Source organism: Streptomyces sp. NPDC056738, from assembly GCF_042790435.1.
In the GTDB taxonomy this organism is placed as follows: domain Bacteria; phylum Actinomycetota; class Actinomycetes; order Streptomycetales; family Streptomycetaceae; genus Streptomyces.
Genome location: NZ_JBHTZF010000020.1, coordinates 47,918 through 68,509 on the forward strand (window position 1 = coordinate 47,918; position 20,592 = coordinate 68,509).

Here is a 20,592-nt window from a genome sequence, read left to right on the forward strand (position 1 = left end):
CCGACCCGCGCGTCCCGGCCCGGGGCCCGGACCTGTCCGGCGTACGACCGAAGAGCCGGGACCTGACCGGGCCGGTGTCACGCGACGAACGTGCGGGGCCCGTCCTCTCCCCCGGTCGCGCCGGTCTCCACCAGGCGGGCGGCCGCGGCCAGTCGCGCCGCCGCCTCGTCGGCGACCGCGCCGCCCACGGTGAACGGGAGCCGTACGTATCCCTCGAAGGCGCCGTCGACACCGAACCGGGGCCCCGAGGGCACCCGCACGCCCACGCGCTCGCCGACCTCGGCGAGCCGCGAGCCCGACAGCCCGCCCGTACGCACCCAGAGCGTGAGGCCCCCGCGCGGCACGGAGAACTCCCAGCCGGGCAGTTCCCTGCGGACGGCCGCCACGAGGGCGTCGCGGTTGTCGCGGCCCTGCGCGCGCCGGATGCCGACGGCCTCCTCCCAGCCCCCCGTGCTCAGCAGCCAGTTGACGGCGAGCTGTTCCAGCACGGGCGTGCCGAGGTCGGCGTAGGCGCGCGCGGCGACCAGGCTGCGGATGACGTCGGGCGCGGCCCGCACCCAGCCGATCCGCATGCCCGCCCAGAAGGCCTTGCTCGCCGAACCGACGGTGATCACGGTCGAGCCGGCCGGGTCGAAGCCGCACACGGGGCGCGGCATCTCCAGCCCCTCGTCCAGATGCAGCTCGCTCATCGTCTCGTCGACGACGAGGACGGTGCCGGCCGAGCGCGCCGCGTCCACGAGCCCACGCCGCTGGGCCTCGTCGGCGAGCGCGCCGGTGGGGTTGTGGAAGTCGGCGACGACGTAGGCGAGCCGGGGCGCCGCGTCCCGCAGGACCTGGCGCCAGCGGTCCATGTCCCAGCCGGCCAGCCCCTCGGCCATCGCGACGGGCACCAGCCGGGCGCCGGCCTCCCGCATCAACTGGAGGATGTTGGCGTAGGAGGGGGACTCGACGGCGATCCGTTCACCGCGCCCCGCGAAGAGATGGCAGATCGCGTCGATCGCGCCCATCGCCCCGGTGGTCACCATGATCTGCTCGGGCATGGTCGGGATGCCGCGCGCCGTGTAGCGCTCGGCGAGCATGGCGCGCAGCGCGGGGAGGCCCGCGGGATAGTCGCCGTGCGTGTGCGCGTACGGGGGCAGCTCCTCCAGGGCACCCTGGACGGCGCGGGTCAGCCACGGCTCCGGGGCGGGCAGGGCCGCGCAGCCGAGGTCGATCATCGAGCCGAGTGCCTCGGGAGGCAGCGGTTCCAGCCCCCGCGCGGGCAGCGGGTTCCCGGCGGGCACCGCGGTCCAGCTCCCGGCTCCGCGGCGCGACTCCAGGAAGCCCTCGGCGCGCAGCGCCTCGTAGGCCGCGGCGACGGTCGTACGGCTGACGGACAGGGCGAGCGCCAGTTCGCGTTCGGCGGGCAGCCGCGCGGCGACCGGCACCCGCCCTTCGAGCACGAGCAGCCGTACACCGTCGGCGAGGGCGCGATACGCGGGCGGACGCCGGGTCCCGGGGCCGGCGGGCCGCTCCTGCTGGGAGTTGAGGAGCCGGGCGAGCTGCGCGGCCCCCACCGCCGAAGTCCACTGCGCCATGATTCCAGTCCACCTTCCCCGAATTGGCCATGGTTGAAGCCACTTCTCAAGCCACAGAGTGTCATGCGCCAGGCCACTACCACCACCGGGGGGCATCCCTTGTCCACACGCACCGAGTCCGCACCCGCCGAGGCTCCCGGGTCCGGGCGGCTCCCCCGCCGTCTCGTCCAGCTCTACGCCGGGCTCGCCCTGTACGGCGCGAGCTCGGCGCTCCTCGTGGAAGCGGGACTCGGCCTGGAGCCGTGGGGCGTGCTGCACCAGGGCTTCGCCGAGCTGACCGGTCTGACGATCGGTGTCGTGTCGATCATCGTGGGAGCCGCGGTGCTGCTCCTGTGGATCCCGCTGCGCCAGCGGCCCGGCCTCGGCACCGTCTCCAACGTCTTCGTGGTCGGCCTGGCCATGGACGGCACCCTGGCGCTGATCCCGGACGCCCACTCCCTGGCCCTGCGGATTCCGCTGCTGGTGGCGGGCGTCGCGCTGAACGGCGTGGCCACGGGCCTGTACATCTCGGCCAGCTTCGGCCCGGGCCCCCGCGACGGCCTGATGACGGGACTGCACCGGCGTACGGGCCGCTCGGTCCGGCTGGTGCGCACGGTTCTGGAAGTGGCCGTCGTCGCGACCGGCTTCGCGCTGGGCGGCACGGTCGGGGCCGGCACGGTGCTGTACGCCGTCGCCATCGGACCCCTGGCCCAGCTCTTCCTGAGGGTGTTCGCCGCCCGGCCGGCACCACTCGGCAGTGCCGTTGTCGCCCCAGGTCAACCAGAGCGCGCCATACTGCCCGGGTGAGCACGCGCACTCTTCATCCCTACCTCGACCACCCCGGCCCGATCCCCTTCGCCCACCGCGGCGGATCCGCGGACGGCCTGGAGAACACGCTGACGCAGTTCCGGCGGGCGGTGAGCGCCGGATACCGCTACATCGAGACCGATGTGCACGCCACGGCGGACGGCAGGCTGGTCGCCTTCCACGACACGACCCTCGACCGGGTGACGGACGGCGCGGGCCGGATCGCCGACCTGCCCTGGGCGGACGTGAGCCAGGCACGCGTGGCGGGCAAGGAGCCGGTCCCCCTCTTCGAGGAGCTGCTCGAGGAGTTCCCCGAGACCCGCTGGAACGTCGACGTCAAGGCCGAACCGGCGCTCGCCCCGCTGCTCGACCTGATCGGCCGTACCGACGCCTGGGACCGCGTCTGCGTCGGTTCGTTCTCCGAGGCCCGGGTGACCCGTGCCCAGCATCTCGCCGGGCCGCGCCTGGCCACCTCGTTCGGCACCCGGGGGGTGCTCAACCTGCGGCTGCGCTCCTGGGGCGTGCCCGCGGCGGTGCGGCGCTCCGCGGTCGCGGCCCAGGTCCCCGAGACACAGTCGGGTGTGCCGGTGGTCGACCGCCGCTTCGTCCGGGCCGCCCACGCGCGCGGGCTCCAGGTGCACGTGTGGACCGTAAACGAATCGGAACGCATGCACCGGCTCCTGGACCTGGGAGTCGATGGCATCATGACCGATCACATCGACACGCTGCGCAAGGTCCTGGAAGACCGGGGCACCTGGTTCTGAGCCTCCTCGCGCGGTCCGTTCACGGGGAAGCGAGGCACGGGTGAGCACGGACACCGTGCGGGCGGGGGCGGCCGACGAGGCCGCGGAGCGCCGGCGAGAACAGCGCGGCTGGTACTTCTACGACTGGGCCTGCTCCGTCTATTCGACGAGCGTGCTCACCGTGTTCCTCGGCCCCTATCTGACGGCGGTGGCCAAGCACGCGGCGGACGCGGACGGATTCGTCCACCCGCTCGGGGTACCGGTCCGCGCCGGTTCCTTCTTCGCGTACGCGGTCTCCGCCTCGGTCATCCTGTCGATCGTCGTGATGCCGATGGCGGGAGCCGCCGCCGACCGGACGGGCCGCAAGAAGCCGCTGCTCGCGGCGGCGGCCTATCTGGGCGCCGCGGCCACCACGGGCATGTTCTTCCTGGACGGCGACCGCTATCTGCTGGGCGGGCTGCTGCTGATCGTCGCGAACGCCTCGCTGGCCGTGTCGATGGTCCTCTACAACTCCTACCTCCCGCAGATCGCCCCGCCCGAGGAGCGCGACGCCGTCTCCTCCCGCGGCTGGGCCTTCGGGTACGCGGCGGGCTCCGTCGTGCTGGTGGCGAACCTGGTCCTCTTCACGGCCCACGACAGTTTCGGCGTCTCCGAGTCGACGGCCGTACGCATCTGCCTGGCCTCGGCCGGCGTCTGGTGGGGCGCCTTCACCCTGATCCCGCTGAAGCGACTGCGCGACCGCCACGCCCCCTCGGCCGGCCGGGCGTCGGCGCACGGATGGCGGCAGCTCGCCGCCACGGTGCGCGACATGCGCCGCCAGCCCCTGACGCTCTCCTTCCTTCTCGCCTACCTCATCTACAACGACGGCATCCAGACCGTCATCTCGCAGGCCTCCGTCTACGGCTCCGAGGAACTGGGCCTCAGCCAGTCGACCCTGATCACGGCCGTACTCCTGGTCCAGGTGCTCGCGGTCGGGGGCGCACTGGGCATGGGCCGGCTGGCCCGTACGTACGGAGCCAAACGCACCATCCTCGGCTCACTCGTCGCCTGGACGCTCACCCTCGCCGCCGGATACTTCCTGCCCGCGGGGGCACCCGTGTGGTTCTTCGTCCTCGCGTCCGGCATCGGACTGGTCCTGGGCGGCAGCCAGGCGCTGTCGCGCTCCCTGTTCTCGCACCTCGTGCCGAGCGGGAAGGAGGCCGAGTACTTCTCGGCGTACGAGATGAGCGACCGCGGGATGAGCTGGCTCGGCCCGCTGCTCTTCGGGCTGACCTACCAGCTCACGGGAAGTTACCGGGACGCGATCATCTCGCTCGTGGCCTTCTTCGCCCTCGGGTTCGTCCTGCTGGCGCGGGTCCCGGTGCGTCAGGCGATCCGGGACGCGGGCAATCCCGTACCCGAGATGATTTAGCGTCCGGGGCCAAAGAGCGGTAGTGTACGCGTTTGGCCTGCCTGGCGTACCGTTACTGCGCGTCAATGATACTGAAGCGTTGGGTGACATCTGATGCCAGATGTGACAAACCGGGCGACGGTGGGTACAACAAGGGGCGGCTACGACGGCGACGCATGACCCACAACGGGAATCTTTACCGCCGACCGGACGTTGACCGGATGACGACGACAGCGACACCTGTCCTGTGGGCGACAAGCCCGGGAGGCACGATTCATGAGTGAGCGAGCTCTTCGCGGCACACGCCTCGTAGTGACCAGCTATGAGACGGACCGCGGCATCGACCTGGCCCCGCGCCAGGCCGTGGAGTACGCATGCGAGAAGGGGCACCGGTTTGAGATGCCCTTCTCGGTGGAGGCCGAAATTCCGCCGGAGTGGGAGTGCAAGGTCTGCGGGGCCCAGGCACTTCTCGTCGACGGCGACGGCCCTGAGGAAAAGAAGGCGAAGCCCGCGCGCACGCACTGGGACATGCTGATGGAGCGGCGCACTCGCGAGGAGCTCGAAGAGGTCCTCGAGGAGCGTCTGGCCGTTCTTCGCTCCGGCGCGATGAACATCGCGGTGCATCCGCGGGACAGCCGAAAGTCCGCCTGACCCCTCCGAGGGTCGAGCGGCATACACCGCACGCCGAGACCGCGGGCACCGTACGTCAGGTACGGGGCCCGCGGTCTCGTGCGTTTCGGTGACCGCCGGGGCAGCCCGATCAACACCCCGGCGAATGCCGATCAGCTCCGGTGACGCCTTCCGCCGAGCCCCGTGCTGTCGGGCGATCCCTCGGACCCGGTAGCGGCGATCCCTCGGATCGGTTCGCAGCCGCCTGGGCCCGGATCGCGGTGAACGCGAAACCGCCGGGTCCCGGACCGTGTCACGGTCCGGGACCCGGCGGAATGGTGGGCCTCGGAGAGGCCCGGCGGTTCAGGGGTGGCGGCTTCGGAGCGGCCCAGCGATTCAAGGGGGACCGGCGTGTCCGCCCTGACTCAGGGCGGACCTGCGTGCCCGCCCTGGCTCAGCGGTTCAGGGGCGGGTAGGTGCCGCCGGGCTCGCGCGGCGGGGCGTCGTCCCTGATGACCTCGCCCTGGACGACCTTGCCGTCCGGGCGGTGGATACGGGCCTGCTGGAAGGCGTCGCCGACCGACCCGGGGGTGGCCAGCCGCACCTTGCGCTCGAAGGCACCCTGTGCCGAGCGGCTGACGAGCTTCTGGACCGGCGGAATCAGCAGGAGCAGGCCGATCGCGTCGGAGATCAGGCCCGGGATCATCAGGAGCAGGCCGCCGAGCATCGTCAGGCCGTTCCCCCGGCTGCTGTCGCCACCCGTGGGCATCACGCCGCCCTGTGCCTGCTGCAGTGTCTGGGAGAGATTCCGGAAGGCGCGGCGGCCGGCCCGCTTGATGACCACGGAGCCGAGGACGAACCCGGCGACCAGCAGCAGGAACACCACGAAACCGCTCGTGGCGCGGGCGACGAGCGTCAGCAGCCAGATCTCCAGCACCAGCCACACCGCGACGCCGAGCGGCAGGAAGGTGCGCAGCCGCGAGCGCTGCGGGCGGGTGGGGTTCGAAACGCCTGTCGTCATGTTCCCAGTGTGCCTGGGCGCGCCTCAAATCGGGATAAGCGGACGCTCAACCCGGCCCTCCCGGCCTGAAGGCGACTCCCGGTCCTGTCCCAGGCCCACGTCCCGCCTCCGGCGTCCCCGGAGCCTCGCCCCCGGTACCACGCCTCAACCCGGCGTTCCCGGGCCTCGCCCGGCCCTCCGGACCCGAATCCGCGACCCGGCGTCTCAGGCCGACACCACGGTCCGCCCCAGCCCCCGAGCCTCGCCCCGGCACCGCGTCCCGACCCGGTACGACGGGGCCCCGGCATGGATCACCGGCCCGCCGTCGTTCCGGGGCGGGCCGGTGACCGTGTCTCGTGTGGTGTCAGGGTGGGGTCAGGGCTTCTTGCGGCCGGTGATCCGGCCGACCCGCTCGCCCACACCCCAGGTGGTGACGCGCCAGAGCGCCTCCACGAGGATGTCGCGGCTCATCTTGGAGTCGCCCAGCTCGCGCTCGACGAAGGTGATCGGGACCTCGACGACGTGGTAGCCGGCCTTCACCGCGCGGCGGGCCAGGTCGACCTGGAAGCAGTAGCCCTGCGAGGCGACCTCGCCGAGGCCGAGACCTTCGAGGGTCTCCCGGCGGAAGGCGCGGTAGCCGCCCGTCACGTCCCGGATCGGCACGTCGAGCAGGACGCGGGAGTACAGGCTGCCGCCGCGCGAGATGAACTCGCGGGACTTGGGCCAGTTCACCACGCGGCCGCCCGGCACCCAGCGCGAGCCGAGGACGAGGTCGGCGCCCTTGAGCGCGGTCAGCAGGCGGGGAAGCTCCTCCGGCTGGTGCGAGCCGTCGGCGTCCATCTCGATGAGTACGCCGTAGCCGTGCTCCAGACCCCAGCGGAAGCCCGCGAGGTAGGCGGCACCGAGCCCCTCCTTGCCCTTGCGGTGGAGGACCTGGACGTTCTCGTCGTCGGCCGCCAGCTCGTCGGCCAGCTTGCCCGTGCCGTCGGGGCTGTTGTCGTCCGCCACCAGGACGTGCGCCTCGGGCACGGCGGATCGCACCCGGCCGACGATCTTCTTGATGTTCTCCGCCTCGTTATAGGTCGGAATGATCACCAAGGCCGTGCCGAGCGGGCCGAACCGCCTCCCCTGGGCTTCCGCCGCGAGGGTCCCGTCGCCGTCGTTCACTGCTGCCCCTTCGTATCCGTACGCAGGGCTCCACCATAGTGCGCCCAGCCTGCGCCGCTGCGTCGCGGCGGCCCTACGGGGGTGTCGATTCGCCAAGAGGCGGGTAAGAGCGGACGCGCCGAAGCGGCATCGCGTCCTTCGGATCGGGGCCCGGCGCCCTTCGGGCCGACCTGGGACCCGCTGGCTGCGGGTCGACCGAAAGCCGTTGTCTACTGAACTCCGGGCCCCACCCGGGTCACACCTGCCGACTTGTCGGAACGTTCCCTCGCCTCGTGGCGCCGGTGCTGGGCCTGGCTCCCAGTGGCGGTACGCCGGTGCGGCGCACCACCCCTGACCCAGCGGCGCTGCGAGGCCGTGCGGAGTTCCCCCGTCGGTCGTCCGGTGGTGGACCCGGCAGAACCTACCCGCCCCCTGCGGCAGGCTGTCAACACTGGCTTGATCTGCGCCTTTTCCGACAAAGCCCTGGTCAGCGCCGAGGAAGCGCAGGTCGAACCTCGGGGTGCCGGGCGCTGGAGGAGCACCCGGCCCCACGGGACATCACTCGTTAGGCCGTACGAATACCGTCCGTCCGCCGACCACGGTGCGCAGGCAGACGGGCAGCTCGCCGCCGGGGGTCAGATCAGGGAGCCCCGGAGTGCCGGAGCGGGGGTCGGTGGACCAGCGCGCGACCCGGTCGTCGGGTGCCTGGACCACGAGGTGGCCCGTGCGCCACACGGCGTAGTCCGCGGGCGCGCCCGGCACCAGGACGCCCGCGTCGTCCCGTCCCACGGCCCGCCAGCCGCCCCGCGTGTGGGCCGTGAAGGCGGCCCGCACCGACACCCGGTGCTCGGGCGTGCGGTGGAAGGCCGCCGCGCGCACGGTGCCCCAGGGGTCGAGCGGGGTGACGGGGCTGTCGGATCCGAGGGCCAGCGGCACACCGGCGCGCAGCAGGGCCGCGAAGGGGTTGAGGGACCTGGCCCGGTCGGCGCCGAGCCGCTGGGCGTACATGCCGTCCTCGCCGCCCCACAGCGCGTCGAAGGCGGGCTGCACGGAGGCGGTGAGGCCGAGTTCGGCGAAGCCCGCGACGGTGTCCGGGGTGAGCATCTCGGCGTGCTCGACGCGGTGCCGGGCGGCGCGCACACGGGCCAGGCCGACCTTCTCCGCGGCGGCGCGGACGCCGTCGACCACGGAGGCGACCGCGGCGTCCCCGATGGCGTGGAAGCCCGCCTGGAGGCCCGCCTCGGTGCAGGCGACCACGTGCGCCGCGACGGCGTCGGCGTCGAGGTGGACGAGGCCCGTGTGGTCCGCGTCGGCGTAGGGCTCGTGCAGGCAGGCGGTGTGCGAGCCGAGGGAGCCGTCGACGAACAGGTCGCCGGCGGCGCCGACGGCGCCGAGGGCGCGCGCCTTCTCGACGTCACGGTCGGCCCAGTAGCCGACGACCCGCGGTCCGGGCTCCTCGGCGGCGAGCCGCAGCAGTCCGGCGAAGTCGTCCTCGGAGGAGATCTCGGGGCCGCCGCACTCGTGCACGGAGCCGATGCCGAGCGAGGCGGCGTGGGCGAGCGCGGCCCGCTGGGCCCCGGTGCGCTGCGTGTCGCCGATCGCGCCGAGCGCGGCGGCCCGCACGGCGTGGTGGGCGTCGCGGGTCAGGGGGCCGTCGGGCGCGTACCCGGCGAGCGCGGTGACGCCCGGGACCAGGTCCAGGAGCGCGGTGGTGGCCACCGCGGAGTGCACGTCGATCCGGGAGAGGTAGAGCGGGCGGCCGCCGGTCGCGGCGTCGAGTTCGGTGCGGGCCGGCGGGCGGCCGCCGGGCCAGCGGGCCGCGTCCCAGCCGTGGCCGAGCAGCACCCGGTCGCCCGGACGGGCGGCGGCGAAGTCGCGGACGAGGGCGAGCGCCGCGTCCAGGGACGGCGCGTCGGACAGGTCGAGGCCGGTGAGGGCGAGTCCGGTGGCGGTGGTGTGCACGTGTGCGTCGGTGAACGCCGGGGTGACCAGGGCGCCTTCGAGGTCGACGACCTCGTCGACCCCCTCGGCGAAGGCGTCGGCGGCTCCTTCCGAGCCGACCCAGGCGACATGGCCCCGTTCCACGACCATGGCGGTCGCGAAGGGGTCGGCAGGGCTGTGGACTTCTCCACCGCGCAGCAGCACGGTGTCCGACGGGGCGGTGCTCTCACTCATGGGAACAGTCTCGCGCCTGTGGGCGGCCGGCCGTCGCCCGGGTGGGGGCGACACGGCGGGCCGGCCGGGTCGGCCGGTGGTCCGGGCGGGTCCGCGGGGTCCCGCGACCGTGCCCCCGGGGCCCTCAGATGCGGGGCGGGCGGGATTCGTACGGTGTCGACAGGACGACCGTGGTGCGCGTCGACACGCCCGCCAGCGCCCTCAGCCGCCCGAGGAGTTCCTCGAGTTCGTGCGGGGTCGAGACGCGCACCTTGAGGATGTAGTTCTCGTCGCCCGCGACGCTGTGGCAGGCCTCGATCTCCGGGACGCCCGCGAGGCGTTCGGCGATGTCGTCGGGGGCGCTGGGGTCGAACGGCTTCACCGAGATGAAGGCGGTCAGGGGCAGCCCGACGGCCTCCGGGTCCACGACCGCGGCATAGCCCCGGATGACGCCCCGCTGTTCGAGACGGCGTACCCGCTGATGCACGGCGGACGTGGACAGGCCCGTGGCCTTGCCCAGGTCGGTGTAACTCATCCGCCCGTCTGCGACGAGCAGCTGCACGATCTGTCGGTCCAGCTCCTCCATGGCGCAAGAACCTACAGGGCCGCCGATCCCCCGGGATACTCAGCGGCGCAGGTCATACCCGCTTTGTGATGTGGCGGGGCGTCGTTCGCGCGTCATCGGGCCGACGCGTTCCGCCGAGCGCCCGGCACCTGCGGACGGCATGTGACGAAGGCCACATGAATGTGGCCGGGTCGGGGATGTTCGCGTGATTACCTCGGAGACCGGACGGGAAGTGCTTGCTGTGGTCGAGGTCGCAGTGCCTTGTCGGCCCACCCGAGGGGGAGAATCCCATGCAGAGTCTTAAGCGCCCTGGTCGTACCGCACCCAAGCGGCAGCAGGCCGTTCTCGAACCCGAGCCGGAGGGCGTCGAATCCGACGCCCTGGACGGTGACGAGTTCGACGCGTACGACACATTCGAGATGTACCGGGTGATCTGCCCGGCCTGCGCGCAGCCCATCGCGCTGCTCGCGGACGAGGAGGTCCTGCCGGAGCACGCCCTGTGCGCCTCCCCGTGGAACCCGTTCGGGCTCACCGTCTGTTCGGGCACGGGCCGCGCGGCCGCCGAGGCGCGCTCCGCGGACGACTCCGCGGAACTCCAGGAGCAGGACACCGCCCTCCTGTTGACGCTCCCTCAGGGACTGGACTGGCGGACGCAGCCGTTCTCCCACGTGGGCGGACCGGGCTCGGTCCCCATGCGGGTCTCCGAGATGCGGCGAGCGGCCTGACCGCTCGGCACGTTCAGCGGGTGTCACCCGCTTCGTCCCAGTAGCTGCCCTGCACCATGGCCCGCAGGCTGTCGTGGTGCAGGATCAGTGTGTCCGGGTCCGGGGGGACGCTCACCTCGCCGAAGTACGCCTGGCGGTAGGCGATGCGCAGCATGACGATCGCGTGCCGCAGGGCGGCGTACAGCGCGTAGAAGTCCATGTCCCGGGGCGTGTGGCCGGTGAGGCGCGCGTAGCGTGCCTCGACGCGGTCGCGGCGCAGGAAGCCGGGCAGTCCGGGCTGCCCGAACCCGGCGGTCAGGTCCTGGAAGAAGCGGTGCAGGTAGACGGTCCAGCCCAGGTCGACCTCGCGCGGGGCCGGTGCCGCCATCTCCCAGTCGAGTACGGCGACGGGGTCGAAGCCGTCGTAGACGACGTTCCCGATGCGCGCGTCGCCCCAGTTGAGCACCGCCTCGCCCTCGTCGCGCGGCCACAGCTCCTCCAGCCGGGCGAAGGCGCTCTCGATGAGCGGGGACCGCGACAGGCCCTCGACCACCCAGGCGTAGTAGGCGTGTTGGGCCGCGACGTGGCGGCGCAGCGGGCTGCCGTCACCGGGCAGCGCGAGGAAGTCCGCTTCCTCCGGCGGGACTTGGTCGTGGAGCCGGGCGAGCAGGGCGATCGAGGCGGCCTCCAGGTGCTCGCGTTCGGCGTCGGTCGCGGCGTGCAGCCAATTGCCCTCGTACGTGTAGGGCATGACGTCGGGCGGTACGCGCCCGGTGACGCGTTCCATCACGAAGAACGGCGCCCCGAGCGGCCCGGGGTCCTCCTCAAGCCAGCGCACGCGAGGCACCGGCAGATCGCTGCGCTCGCGGACGAGACGCATCGTGCGGTACTGGCGGACCATGTCGTAGACCGGGAAGACGGTGTACGCCCCCGGATCCGCCGCCAGCCTCAACGCGCAGGCGCGCAAGGGCGGTTCGGGATGGTCGATGTCGAAGAGCAGGGTCTCGCTGGACAGGCCGTTGGACTCGGGGACGCCCACGTTCACCGCGCGGGCGCCCGGCAGGCGGGTGTCCAGCCAGGCGGTCAGCCTGTGCGCGAGCTCCTCGGGGTCACGGGTGGTCGTCCGCGGTCGGGGTGCCGTGGCCATGTCGCCACTCCTCTCAGGGCGCGACGGAGTCGAACCCGGTGAAGCCGCTCGGATCGTGGCGGCCGAACGAGCCGTGCTCGAAGATCCCGTACCCGACCTGCCCGTCGAGGGTGAAGCGGGCCGCGTGGTCGGTCACCCCGAAGCGGGCGAGGGGATACGCGGCCGGGTCGGAGAGGTCGTGGACGCGGTGGTCGGTCCAGCCGCGGCCGCGCCAGGTGCCGTGCTGCCAGTCGTCGGCGGGCGGATATCCGGCGCCGACCGCGAGCGGGGACGAGGCCAGCACCTGGACCCCCAGCTCCAGCGGCTTGCGGTCCACGGGGCGGGTCAGGTGGATGACGGCGGACGTGGGGTGCCGGGTACCGGAGCGGTAGGTGATGTCGGCCTGGGGCCAGCCGAGTTGGAGGTCGCGTTCACCGTCGCGGACGAGGGTCGCGTCACCCAGGGTGCGGTAGCCGTCGGCGTCCTCCTGGACCACGACCATGAGGAAGCGGTCCTCGAAGCGCACCGGGCACCAGATCCAGTGGAATCCCTCCGTCGGGTTCTCCGCGGCGAGCCGGCCGCCCTCCTCGCCCGGGATGGGGCGCACTCCCCAACTGCGGTCGCGGGTGCCGGTCCACTCCCCCGGGCCGACGGGTATCTCCTCGCCCCCGACGCGGATGACACCCTCGACACCGCCCGCCTGGACGAAGCGGCGGCCCTCCAGGGTGAGTCGGCCGCCGCGGCGCTGGACGTGGTGCGGCTCCCAGAGGGCCGGGAAGTCGGCGGTCCAGGTGATGTCGTACGCCAGTGAGCTGTCGTCCGAGCGCAGCCGCAGTCTGCGCAGCGGCTCCTCCACGGTGATCCGCAGGGGCCCCACGGCCAGGTTCATCCGGTCGTCGCCGAGCGCGTCGGACGCCCGGACCGCGTGCAGCGCGTCGCCGAGGCGCAGCGTGGCGTAGGCGTCGATCACCCCGACGTTCGGATAGACGCCGAGGCCGAGGATCAGCAGGACCCGGCCCCGGTGGTCGAGGATGTGGAAGATGCAGCGGTCGTAGGCGTTGCGGTCGCCGCTCGCCACGTGCTTCATCGACAGCGGGACCTGGTGCACGGGGTACTCGTCGAGGGGGACGGGGCGGTCGTAGTTCACGTCAAGCCTCCCGGAGACCGTGGCAGTCGACGTCGCCCGGAGGGGCGCGGGCGTGCCGTGCGTCGCCGGGCGTGCGGGACCTCGCGGACACGCCCATGGCCCCGGCGGCGGAATTGACGGTACGTCAGATGACTGGCGAGGGCCAGACGGCGGGCGTCCACGGAGCCTCACGGGGGTCCCATGGTGAACACACACCCGATTCCACGGGTGGGTGACCTGTCCGCCCGCCCGCACGTTGCCCCGGCATGAGCCCCACACCTTCCGCGACCGGGCACCGGCGCCGGATCCTCGTCCCGGCTCCGACGGAATCGGTTCACTGGGTACCGCCGCCACCGCCTCCCCCGCCGCCTCAGGATCCGCCCATCTACCGCGCCCTGATGCGCACCTGGGCGGACCGCGGCCGCACGCTGCCGGGCCGGCACGACCCCGAGTGGGTACGCCTGGCGGCGCCGTCGGTGATGTACGGGTACGGGCAGTTCGGCGCGCTCGCCGAAACGCGGCCGGAGGAGCGCTTCACCCCGGGCCGGGCCCCGCACGGCGACGGCCATTTCGGCGCGTCGCGGGATCCGCGGAACGAGTTCGGCATGGGCGGCACGGACCCGCGGGGGTGACCTCGGCGCGTGACCGCCGGCTCCGATCGGAGCCGGCGCACGGCCATCGCCCGGCCATCGCCCGGCCCTTGCCGGGTCCCTGCGAATGCGGCGATCGGCCGCCGGACGTGCACCCGGGGCCGCGCCGCGAAGACCCGGCCGACCCGGCCCGACACCCCCGGCCCGGGTCGGCCGCGGAAGCCGGCGGACGGCGGACGGCGGACGGCGGACGGCGGACCAGGCTCCCGCTTCCGCGGCTTCGGGAGTGCACGGGAGTACACCCGAACGGAGGAACGCCGCGCGGCAACACCCCGTCAACCCCCGCCCCAGGCGCACCGCGTCAGGTGCCCGGCGGTCCGACGGCGGCCAGCCGCCGAGACCGCCGCCAAGACCGCCATCGAGACCGCTGCCGAATTGGTCCGGACCATTGACAGAGTGGTCTAGTCCTCATAGTGTTCCGTCAGTCGCCCGTCCCGCCGGGCGTCGGGCGGGGCCGCGTACGAGGGATCGAGTTCCTCGACCGCGCGCATGGTGCCCCCCAGCATCTTGACCAGCAGTTCACGCATGGTCTCGCGCGGCAGCACCGGATGGCCGATCCAGTCGAGGGTGGCCCCCTCCACGCTGTGCAGCCAGCCGAGCAGGGCGATGCGCGGAAGCGGTCCGACCCTCCCCCTGCCGTACGCCCCTTCGGCGATCGTCGCGACGATCGCCTCGCGCACACCGTCGCGTATCGCCTGCACCTCGGTGTCGAAGCCCACGCCGCCCGCGATGATCGTGCGATAGGCGGCCTGGTTGTGCTCGGCATAGCGGAGGTAGCCGTCGATCGTGCGCTGGACCCGCTCCACCGGAGGGAGTTCCAGACCGTCGGCGGCCCGTGAGACCAGTTCCGCGACCGACTCCTCGACGATGGCGAGGTAGTAGCCGCGCTTGGACTTGAAGTAGTAGTAGATGAGCCCCTTGGCGACATGCGCCTGCCGTGCGATGTCGTCCATCGACAGGGCGTCGTACGACGTGTCGGCGAACAACTTCCGCCCGATGGCGATGAGTTCGGCGCGGCGCGCCAGCGAGCGGTCGGTGCCCCGCGCCCGGGGGCGGTCGACCTCGCGTTGTTGACTATTATTCAATTCCGGCCCTGGTCTCCAACTGCCGACGGAACATGCGCAGTATGGCAGAACCGTGCCGACCGTCATCCGGGGGCGATCGGCGTCCCGCTCGCCCGGTACGGGAGCGGGCCTCGGGGCCTCAGGCGGCGGCGCCGTCTCAGATCAGACCGAGTTGCGTCACGAGCATCGCCACGACCACGACGAAGATCCAGCCCACGACGTGTTCGAGGATCTTCGGGCCGTCGTCCTTCGGGCCTCCGGTACGGGTGCCGAGACGAGGGGCGGTGGCGGAACTCGCGGTCATGGCATCTCGCTGACGTAGTGGTGCGGTGACGTCCCCCGCCTGCCGTCGGCTCCCCACCGACCCGACCACCTTGCCACCGGAGCCGCGGTCACCGGTAGAGACCCAGGTCACGTCCGCGGTGCGGAGGCACCGGATCCCGCTGGATTCCGCCCGGATGCCACCGTCTGTGCGTCTGGTCACACGGCCCCGGCCGGGCCGGAACCGCCCCCGCGGGGACGGCGCTCCGGCCGGCCCGGCGACCCCCGGCCGGCGGGGGCCGCCGGTCGCGTCAGCGGATGCCCACCGCCGCGAGCGCCTTGCGCTGGCGCGCCGAGGGATGCGCCGGGAAGTACAGGTAACAGACCCCGCCGGTGCCGGAGACGACCTTCCCGGAGGCGTTGTAGCGCTTGGTCCGCAGCCAGATCGTCTCGAACTCGGAGCGCTTGTAGACCCGCCGTACCGCGTCGTCGCCGGGCGAGGCCGGGTCGTTGGCGATCACGTCGCCGTCCGCGGTGAACCCTATGACCGTCATGAGGTGGCCCGAGGTGCCGTAGCCCGCACCCGTCAGCTCGGTCTTCAGGAACGACTGGGACGTTATGGCCGGGATGCCGGCCGCGATCAGCGTCTCCAGGTCGGTGAGCGAGCCGAGCCTGGTCACCACGCCCTGGAGGTCCTTGTACGTGGCGGCGTAGGCGGCGTTGAAGGGCCAGTTGCCGCATCCGGCGTACTGGTAGTCGTACGTCGAGCGGGCCGCGAGGCACACCTGAGGGTCGGCGTAGGCCGGGTCGACCCAGGCGAGCTGCTCGGCGGTGGGCCTGCGTCCCCAGTACTCGATGATCATCTGCGAGGAGGTGGGGCTGCACCAGGCCTCGCCGCCGTTGTCGTACTCGGGGTACTGGCCGGCGTGGATCTCCTGCGAGTACCGCGGAACGTTCAGCTCCTGGGCGAGGCCCGGGGCCGAGGCGGGGACGGTGAAGCGGTCGGGGACGTCGGAGCCCATCGCGCCCAGCCGCCACACGAGCGGCGTGGTCTTGGAGCCCGGGGTGCGGTAGAGGGTCAGGCGCAGCCGGTACGAGGCGAGGCGCAGTCCGGAGGCGGCGTCGTCGATGGAGAACGTGTCCGTCCAGATCGTGCTGCGTCCGTCGGTCTGGTCGTCCACGGAGGTGCGCCTGATGTCCTGGTCACCGGAGGCCCAGCGGCCCATCACGTACCAGGGCGTGTCCGTGCCGTCGGAGTAGGTGCCGGTCAGCTCGACCTGGATCCACGTGCCGGCCGGGGTGTGCGCGTTCCAGGAGGCGATGACCTCCGTGGCGGGGACGGCGAGCCGGTGGACCGGGGAGGTCCAGGTCGCGTACTCCCAGGTGGCGGTCCTGCCGGTGTGCGGGTCGGTGTAGTCGGTCGTGCCGGCCGGGGCGCCGATCGCGAGCCCGGGGCGGACGCCCGGCACGGCGCGCGCGCCTCGCGCGCCGCCCGAACGCCAGTCGCTGTACGAGGTCCAGGCACGGTTGTCGACGAGTCCCCCGGGCGCCCTGGTCCGGCGGCCCGGTGCGGCGGCGGCCGGCGGCCCCGCGGCCCCCACCGCCGCCGCGGCCACCGCGGCGGCAAGGACGATTCTGCGGGACGGCTGTTCGGCTCTGCTCATGGGTGGAGAACCCCCAGGTGTCCGGAACGGGCGGGCCCAATGCTCTGTCGTGTGACAAAGAATGCTCTGTTGTGCGCCAACTATGGACGCCGGAGGGCGACTTCTGCCAGCACTTCGGCCCGTGCCACGCCCACCAATATTGGTCGGGACCACTGGCATGACCTGGGAAGCCCGGGGACACCTCCGTGAACGTCGCCCTTGCACGGCGGGCGGAGGGCACGACGTTCTCGGACACGCCCTCGGCCCCGGCGGACGCCGGGGCCGAGGGGGCCGACGGTCAGACGAGGTCCATGGCGGCGACCTCGTCGGGGCGGCCGTAGCTGACGGGGCCCTGGAAACGGCGGCGCGCCGTGGCGAACCACCACACCGTCGCGACGATCAGCACCACGGCGAGCGCGATCGAGGCGTAGTTGAAGTTGTCCCCGGTGATCGGCGAGACCTGGGGCAGCATGAAGAGCACGCTGCTGGCGAGGATCCAGGTCACGGCCACCCAGCCGACGGGCTTGCTCCAGCGGCCCAGGTTCCAGGGGCCGGGCTGGAAGTCGTCGCCGAGCCGCAGCCGCAGGAAGACCGGCACGGCGTAGGCGAGGAAGAGCCCCACGACGTTGACGCTGACGATGGCCGTGAAGGCCGTGTGCGACCACCAGCCGGGCAGGACGAGGGCCAGCGAGCAGGCGACGGCGAGCCAGACGGCCTTGACCGGCGTACGGGTGCGCGGCGAGACGGAGTGCCACCAGCGCGAGCCCGGCATGGCGCCGTCCCGGGAGAAGGCGAAGATCTGCCGGGTGTTGCTCGTGAGGTTGGCCAGCCCGCAGAAGAGCATGGACCCGATGACGACCAGCAGGATGAACTTAGCCATGCCCATGCCAAGTCCGTCGATGAGAATCTGGACGGGCGGCGCCGAGGACGAGGCGACCCGGTCATAATCGTGAATGCTGTACACGAGGGCAAGCATCAGGATCAGCCCGGTGATCGCCGAATAGCCGATCGAACGGGTGATCCCCTTCGGTGCGTTGACCGTGGCCCGCACCGTTTCCTCGGACATGTGGAAGCTGCCGTCGAAGCCGGTGAAGGTCCAGCTCGTGACCAGCAGCCCGAGCATCCCCCCGTAAATCCCGTTCGTGAAACCGGTGTTGTTCGCGAAATGCGTGACGAACGAGGCCGACTGGTGGTCGTCGGGCATCACGACGAGCGTGCTCACGATCACGACGAGCCCGACCAGCAGCCACCACACGGAGATCCGGTTGAGCAGGGCGACGAGCTGCACGGTGTAGGTATTGGCCAAACCCTGGAGCACGATGATCAGCGCCGTGATCAGGACCGTCTGCTCGGCGGTCGGCTCGTACGAGTGCCACTGCAGGGCGACGAAGGCCTGGATGAAGGTGGCGGCCGCGTATCCGGTGGCGGCCGTGCCTCCGACCTGACCCACGAAATTGAGCCACCCGGTGTACCAGGACCAGGCGCCCTTGTGCCGCTTGGCGAGCTTGCCGGCGGAGAAATAGAGCGCCCCGCTCGTCGGATAGGCGGAGGCGACCTCCGCCATCGCGGCGCCGATGAAGAGCACCATCACGGAGACGCCGATCCAGCCGAACACGAGAATGCGTGGGCCGCCGGCGTTCATTCCGAACCCGAAGGACGAGAAAATACCGGAAATAATGTTGATGATGGTGAAGGAGATGGCGAAATTGTCGAACGCCTGGAATCGACGGGTGAGTTTTCTCGGATATCCCATCGCATGAAGCGTCGCGTCGTCGTCGAAGGCGACGGAACTCTCTCCCGCTCCCGCTCTCCGGCTCGGGACCGATATTCGCTCTGACACGGCTGACCTTTCTCTCGGGGGTGGTGCGGGACATCGGGAGGGCGGCCGGCGCTCAGCCGGCCCCCGGCACGGGCAGGCCGCAGGCGCGGCGGGCACGGGAGAGCTGCTCCTCGGGTTCACCGAACACGCTCCACGGCATACGGCAGGCGTAGGGCCCCATGGCCATGAGCACGGCGCGCGCCTCGAACTCGCGCTGCGCCATGAACAGCGCGTGCGCCAGATACGCCAGGTCGAGCACCGGGGTGAAGCGGTATCCGGACACCTCCGGCAGCCAGTTCTGGTAGATCGCGAGCGCCGTGGAACGCCACTGGGGCTGCTCCCAGGTGCGGTCGACCAGCAGTTGCGTGGGGTTGTAGCTCTCCACCAGGGCCACCAGCGGCAGCAGCCGCAGCGGCGAGGAGGCGGGGGCGCGCTGGCTCAGGAAGGCGGCGACGTCCCAGGCCGCGTTCACGGAACCGCCGTAGCGCGTGAAGAAGAAGGCCAGGAACCGGTGGTGGCCCTCACGGTTCCAGGGGTCGAGGCGCAGGACGTGCGAGAACAGGCGCCAGGGGCCGGGAGGCTGGGTCAGCAGCCCCTGCGGGGCCGGGTCGCGCAGATCATGCAGCCGGGCCATGGACAACCGGGCGACCCAGGGCGTGGGATCCGCCCGGTCCATCAGCGCGGCCCGGTCGCAGGCCGTCAGCGCTATGCGTTCCAGGGCCTCGGCCCGGTCGTCCTTGGCGTCGGCCGCGCGCAGTGCCCGCAGGACGGCCACGCGGGCCCACATCAGGGCGGCCTCGGGGGTCTGCTCCTCCGCCAGCCAGCGTTCGGCGAGATCGGAGTCGGCGGCCTCGGAGGCGACGACCAGGGATCGATGCGCCCGTAATCCGTAGTCGGAGCGGGTCTCTCGCAGAGCTTCGTGGGCACTCAGATAGCGGCCGGCTCTGATGTCCGTGCAGACACTCGCGAGTCTGCGGTCGTCGGCCGCCGGATGCCACACATACTGCCCCTCGAATAAGCCCGCGGCCATCTTCCCCTGTCTTCCACGTACGACGCTCGCGTTCCGCAACAGGAACCCTACTCAGCATCTCCGAGTACCGGAACGCCCCATCCGAAATAGCCGGTTCCATGCGGCCGGGACTTTTCGGAGGCGGCCGCCGAAGTTCTTGAGGAATGTTCAATCAATAGTTCAATGCGACACCATCCTGAACCCGTGGATCCGCTGTGCACGCCGTCTCGATAGAATGTTCCCCAGGGCCGCGTCGACACCGCGCCCCGCCCTCGCACCTCACCCCCGGGAAACCCCATTCACGACCTCGCCTCGCGGCTGCGCCGACTGCCGCCCTCCTGCGGGCCCGTCCGCCTGATCGGCGTGGACGGTCACGCCGGCTCCGGCAAGACCACGTTCACCGCGGGACTGGCGACGGCCCTCGGCGGCGCGCCCGTGCTCCACCTCGACGACATCGCCACCCACGAGGAACTGTTCGACTGGACCGGGCGGCTGCTGAGCGGGGTGATCGAGCCGTTCGGGCGCGGCGAGACGGCGCGCTACGCCGCCTACGACTGGACCGCCCGGGAGTTCGGACCCGTCCGCGAACTGCCGGCCGCGCCCATGGTGCTCCTCGAAGGCGTCGGCGCGGGGCGCCGGGCGCTGCGGCCGTGGCTCGCGCGGCTCCTGTGGATGGAGTTGCCCCACGAGGAGGCCTGGGCGCGGGGGCGGCGACGGGACGGACAGGCGCAGAGCGCCTTCTGGGACGGGTGGGTCCGCGCCGAGCGTCTGCACTTCGCCGAGGACCCCACACGGCCCTTCGCGGACCATGTGGTGCGGCAGTGTCCGGAGGGATACGAGGTGCTGCCGGGGCCTGCTGGGACGTCTGGACCGGACCAGTTCATCACTCACCGTGATGGACCATCCGCAGCGTGCTGACGTTGTGAAGACCCACTCCGCAGAAGTTGCCTGAGTACCCCAACTCTGCTTGACCAGGGGGCCGTACAGGTCTTACGTTCTGAAGCAGCGGCCCTTCGGGAGCCGCCCGCAGTCGCGAAGCCCCCGGTTGTTCCCCCGTGATCGGGGGCTTCGTTCTGCCCACACCCTCTCTTTCCGGACGCCCCACGGCGTGATTCGCTCACCCTGGGTCACCGTTCGCAGTGCGCCCCATCTGCTCCCACCTCGTGGAACGGGCTGTGCCGCACCCTTCGGCAGGCCCGTCGACCGCAGGTACCATGCCT

The 20,592-nt window shown here is 71.9% G+C and carries 19 protein-coding genes; 7 read left to right on the plus strand and 12 right to left on the minus strand.

Annotated elements, in window-relative coordinates:
- Positions 1-77: 77 nt before the first annotated feature.
- Positions 78-1,577, minus strand: coding sequence for a PLP-dependent aminotransferase family protein (locus ACFRIC_RS36830; RefSeq protein ID WP_382795533.1), 1,500 nt, complete (start codon positions 1,575-1,577; stop codon positions 78-80).
- 63 nt (positions 1,578-1,640) lie between these two features.
- On the opposite strand from ACFRIC_RS36830, the gene ACFRIC_RS36835 reads away from it, so the two are divergent.
- From ACFRIC_RS36835 to ACFRIC_RS36850, 4 genes are all read left to right on the plus strand, one after another.
- Positions 1,641-2,363 carry a YitT family protein gene (locus ACFRIC_RS36835; RefSeq protein ID WP_382795536.1) on the plus strand — a complete coding sequence of 241 codons (723 nt, stop codon included), beginning with the start codon at positions 1,641-1,643 and terminating at the stop codon, positions 2,361-2,363.
- Positions 2,360-3,127 (plus strand): glycerophosphodiester phosphodiesterase, encoded by a 768-nt coding sequence (locus tag ACFRIC_RS36840; RefSeq protein WP_382795538.1) that lies wholly within the window; start codon positions 2,360-2,362, stop codon positions 3,125-3,127. The genes ACFRIC_RS36835 and ACFRIC_RS36840 overlap by 4 nt, the downstream gene beginning before the upstream one ends.
- 40 nt (positions 3,128-3,167) lie before the next feature.
- Complete coding sequence (locus tag ACFRIC_RS36845; protein ID WP_382795541.1) at positions 3,168-4,517, plus strand: MFS transporter; 1,350 nt, start codon at positions 3,168-3,170, stop codon at positions 4,515-4,517.
- Positions 4,518-4,772: 255 nt separating this feature from the next.
- A complete protein-coding gene (locus ACFRIC_RS36850) occupies positions 4,773-5,147 on the plus strand; it encodes an RNA polymerase-binding protein RbpA (RefSeq protein WP_003977404.1) in 375 nt (124 codons plus the stop codon).
- Between the two features lie 412 nt (positions 5,148-5,559).
- Here the strand turns inward: ACFRIC_RS36850 and fxsA are convergent, their stop codons facing one another.
- From fxsA to ACFRIC_RS36870, 4 genes are all read right to left on the minus strand, one after another.
- The gene (fxsA, locus tag ACFRIC_RS36855; RefSeq protein ID WP_382795543.1) at positions 5,560-6,126 is read right to left on the minus strand and encodes an FxsA family membrane protein; all 567 of its coding nucleotides are present in this window, start codon (positions 6,124-6,126) and stop codon (positions 5,560-5,562) included.
- A gap of 354 nt (positions 6,127-6,480) precedes the next feature.
- Positions 6,481-7,272: a polyprenol monophosphomannose synthase gene (locus ACFRIC_RS36860; RefSeq protein ID WP_382795545.1), complete on the minus strand. Its 792-nt coding sequence runs from the start codon at positions 7,270-7,272 to the stop codon at positions 6,481-6,483.
- Between the two features lie 537 nt (positions 7,273-7,809).
- A complete protein-coding gene (locus ACFRIC_RS36865) occupies positions 7,810-9,426 on the minus strand; it encodes an amidohydrolase (protein ID WP_382795548.1) in 1,617 nt (538 codons plus the stop codon).
- A 124-nt stretch (positions 9,427-9,550) separates the two neighbouring features.
- Positions 9,551-9,991, minus strand: a complete 441-nt coding sequence (locus ACFRIC_RS36870; protein WP_037621061.1) for an Lrp/AsnC family transcriptional regulator — start codon at positions 9,989-9,991, stop codon at positions 9,551-9,553.
- A 269-nt stretch (positions 9,992-10,260) separates the two neighbouring features.
- Here ACFRIC_RS36870 and ACFRIC_RS36875 point away from each other — a divergent pair, with 269 nt between their 5' ends.
- Positions 10,261-10,695 (plus strand): hypothetical protein, encoded by a 435-nt coding sequence (locus ACFRIC_RS36875; protein WP_382795551.1) that lies wholly within the window; start codon positions 10,261-10,263, stop codon positions 10,693-10,695.
- A gap of 13 nt (positions 10,696-10,708) precedes the next feature.
- On the opposite strand, the gene ACFRIC_RS36880 is transcribed toward ACFRIC_RS36875, so the two are convergent.
- Entirely contained in the window at positions 10,709-11,821 is a 1,113-nt protein-coding gene (locus ACFRIC_RS36880; protein WP_382795554.1) for a phosphotransferase family protein, read from the minus strand.
- Positions 11,822-11,834: 13 nt separating this feature from the next.
- A complete protein-coding gene (locus ACFRIC_RS36885) occupies positions 11,835-12,887 on the minus strand; it encodes a hypothetical protein (RefSeq protein ID WP_382795708.1) in 1,053 nt (350 codons plus the stop codon).
- A gap of 437 nt (positions 12,888-13,324) precedes the next feature.
- Between ACFRIC_RS36885 and ACFRIC_RS36890 the strand changes: the two genes are divergently transcribed.
- Positions 13,325-13,558 carry a hypothetical protein gene (locus ACFRIC_RS36890; RefSeq protein WP_382795556.1) on the plus strand — a complete coding sequence of 78 codons (234 nt, stop codon included), beginning with the start codon at positions 13,325-13,327 and terminating at the stop codon, positions 13,556-13,558.
- Between the two features lie 419 nt (positions 13,559-13,977).
- Here ACFRIC_RS36890 and ACFRIC_RS36895 read toward each other — a convergent pair whose 3' ends face one another.
- The 5 genes from ACFRIC_RS36895 to ACFRIC_RS36915 all read right to left on the minus strand — a co-directional run bounded on the left by ACFRIC_RS36895 (position 13,978) and on the right by ACFRIC_RS36915 (position 19,393).
- Positions 13,978-14,661, minus strand: coding sequence for a TetR/AcrR family transcriptional regulator (locus ACFRIC_RS36895; RefSeq protein WP_382795559.1), 684 nt, complete (start codon positions 14,659-14,661; stop codon positions 13,978-13,980).
- Between the two features lie 136 nt (positions 14,662-14,797).
- Complete coding sequence (locus ACFRIC_RS36900) at positions 14,798-14,944, minus strand: SCO1431 family membrane protein (RefSeq protein WP_382795561.1); 147 nt, start codon at positions 14,942-14,944, stop codon at positions 14,798-14,800.
- Positions 14,945-15,212: 268 nt separating this feature from the next.
- A complete protein-coding gene (locus ACFRIC_RS36905) occupies positions 15,213-16,565 on the minus strand; it encodes a peptidase C39 family protein (protein WP_382795564.1) in 1,353 nt (450 codons plus the stop codon).
- Positions 16,566-16,842: 277 nt separating this feature from the next.
- The gene (locus ACFRIC_RS36910) at positions 16,843-18,384 is read right to left on the minus strand and encodes an amino acid permease (RefSeq protein ID WP_382795567.1); all 1,542 of its coding nucleotides are present in this window, start codon (positions 18,382-18,384) and stop codon (positions 16,843-16,845) included.
- Positions 18,385-18,436: 52 nt separating this feature from the next.
- On the minus strand, positions 18,437-19,393 hold the full coding sequence (locus tag ACFRIC_RS36915) for a hypothetical protein (RefSeq protein WP_382795570.1): 957 nt from the start codon (positions 19,391-19,393) through the stop codon (positions 18,437-18,439).
- Between the two features lie 276 nt (positions 19,394-19,669).
- Here ACFRIC_RS36915 and ACFRIC_RS36920 point away from each other — a divergent pair, with 276 nt between their 5' ends.
- Positions 19,670-20,290: a uridine kinase gene (locus ACFRIC_RS36920; protein WP_382795710.1), complete on the plus strand. Its 621-nt coding sequence runs from the start codon at positions 19,670-19,672 to the stop codon at positions 20,288-20,290.
- Positions 20,291-20,592: the final 302 nt, after the last annotated feature.